This is a genomic window from Brucella sp. HL-2, from assembly GCF_025846885.2.
GTDB lineage: Bacteria > Pseudomonadota > Alphaproteobacteria > Rhizobiales > Rhizobiaceae > Brucella > Brucella quorumnocens.
Genome location: NZ_JAOYTK010000064.1, coordinates 1 through 2,180, shown reverse-complemented (window position 1 = coordinate 2,180; position 2,180 = coordinate 1). Strand labels below are relative to the sequence as shown.

The following is a 2,180-nucleotide window of genomic DNA, read 5'->3' as shown; positions in this document are numbered from 1 at the left end:
AGCAGAACTGCATCCTTCCCTCTGGCGGAAGCCGGATCGCCGTCTATGCCACCCGCACCGCCCGCACCATCTTGTGGAGCACCGGTCGAAATTCCACCGCCGCCACTTGCCGCCATTGCGGGCTGTGACAAGCTGATACTTGCTGCTAGAAGTGCAATGCCTGAGACCGCACTAAGCAGCGTCCTCGAAAGACGATATTTTTTATGTAGGACTAGAACTGTGTGATGAAAACTGCCGTCCGAGTCTGCATTGCGCCGGTTCATTTATTTGCCCCTGATATCCATAAAATGAAGTGATGCTGTTAAAGCATTTTATTAAACGAGAATGAAGGGTTAATTTATGTGAAATCGGAAAATACTGTAACATTTTCAATATTATAAAGTGCTTACATATTCTCTCGCGCTATTTCAAAGATAGGAAGCGCAAGTAAGGCTTGCATTAGACGATACGCATACAAGATTTTGATCATAAAGCTCGAAATTTGGGGACCCACGCCTTCTTCGGGGCAGCATCGATAGTGAACACGTTGCTTAAATTCACAGAACTTCGGCTGGATAGTTTCATGCGCAGGACTTCGAGTGCCCTGAAAATAGCGTACGTCACTTTTATTGAAATAGGGTTAAACCCTTGACCAACCGCTTTCTGCATCACGATGCAAACCGCGAATTATGCAGCGATCTACGCCCTACGCGATAACGTTCTTATGCGAGCATAAGCCAGAGAACCATTGTTTGTACCCTCGACACAACGGACATCCCCCGACGTGATTTCATCACCGCGCTTGGTGCATATTCCAGACAACAGCGTTCAGGCCATTAGCAACAAAACTGAACTCTATCGTTTAGAGCCTGTTCCAAAAAGGGTTGAGCGATTTCAGTCCAGATCATCGTGATCTCCATCGAAAGTAAACACCCGATTGAATCATACCCAACTGAAATCGCTCAACCCTTTTTGGAACAGGCTCTTACAGATCAAACAGGAGGAATATTCCGAAACATTTTGCCGTGGCACTTTACCGAGGTCGCGCACGTATCGAACAAATGATGGGAAAGCTCAAACGGTTCAAACGTGTCGCATTACGATGCGAGAAAACAGCAAGAAACTTCCGATCCATCGTCGCAATCGCAGCTGTTTTCATCTTAATTAAAGCCGTCCACTCGGCCTAAGAGTAGAGTATGGTAGGCGTTAACATACCCCCCAACGATGTTTTCATAACTAAGCCCTACGATATTAGGACTCTTTTATTTTCGAATAGGGAGCAAGAGCAGTGGTCTTGGGAGACTTGTCGCAATTGAGAATCGCGACAAGACTCTACCTTTATTTGGATTGCATCCACATATTTTCGAAGGTGGATGCGATAGCCCTGGCCCGGTCTTGGGTCTGGGCTTTACTTATCAATACTTTGTGATAACGTCAAAAGGCGCCGAGAGTGAACGATTATATTGCAATTTAGTAATTAATTGGCGTAGCTCTTACTAGGTACGGGGGTGCCGGTAGGAGCTTTTAGTTTTGTAATATGTATTAGTGATATGTTTTTTATTCCCCATAAAGTGCAATTGCTTTATAATAAAATTTACTGCTTCAATTGACCGACGAACACTCATCCCAGACGTACGCGTTGCCCCGGCATTGGCCTCCCTATTTTCTCAGTGCCGGGGCTTTTTAACTTCTTCTCTCGCGCCATCATTTCCATCAATTGTTGAGACGCTTGTATGTATTCTTATATTTTTGATTTACCTATCATTGCTCGAGAATTCTTGCTATTGTTGACTACTGCGAAAGATGTTTTGATGCCCCACGTTCTTCTTCCTTGGTAAGAACGCGTGACCGGGCGCACTAGTTGTCTTCACGAAGCCGCCCACCTTGCGTCCGGTTACTTTTTTATATAAAGCCAAATTTATTACGCCTTAAAATCACCCTCGTTCTAGCGATTACTCCTATCCTGGCAATATTATTTGTAAAATGCGGCGTTTGTTTCTGAGTGGTTTCGAGCGTAATCCCGGCGTCGAAATATGGCTCTGACGCAGTTTTGATGGCCATGTGCTTATCCTGCGCCAATGACGCGTGACTGACGGCTGCGCGATCTTTGACCACACCGTTGGCGAAAGAGACGACCAAGCTTGATCGGGCGCGTTCTAACCATGGCTCAAGCTCGGCGAGAGATTTCTTGCGTATCATGG

Annotated in this window: 2 protein-coding genes and 1 pseudogene; 1 reads left to right on the top strand and 2 read right to left on the bottom strand. The window is 45.8% G+C overall.

The window, feature by feature from the left end; translation table 11 throughout:
• The coding region (locus tag OIV19_RS23520) for a hypothetical protein (RefSeq protein ID WP_264234325.1) at positions 1–263 on the bottom strand (263 nt) is incomplete at its 3' end.
• Between the two features lie 720 nt (positions 264–983).
• Between OIV19_RS23520 and OIV19_RS23515 the strand changes: the two are divergent.
• Positions 984–1,166 (top strand): annotated as a pseudogene (locus OIV19_RS23515) (transposase); the annotation flags it as partial.
• Positions 1,167–1,881: 715 nt separating this feature from the next.
• On the opposite strand, the gene OIV19_RS23510 reads toward OIV19_RS23515, so the two are convergent.
• The coding region (locus tag OIV19_RS23510) for a hypothetical protein (RefSeq protein WP_264234323.1) at positions 1,882–2,180 on the bottom strand (299 nt) is incomplete at its 5' end.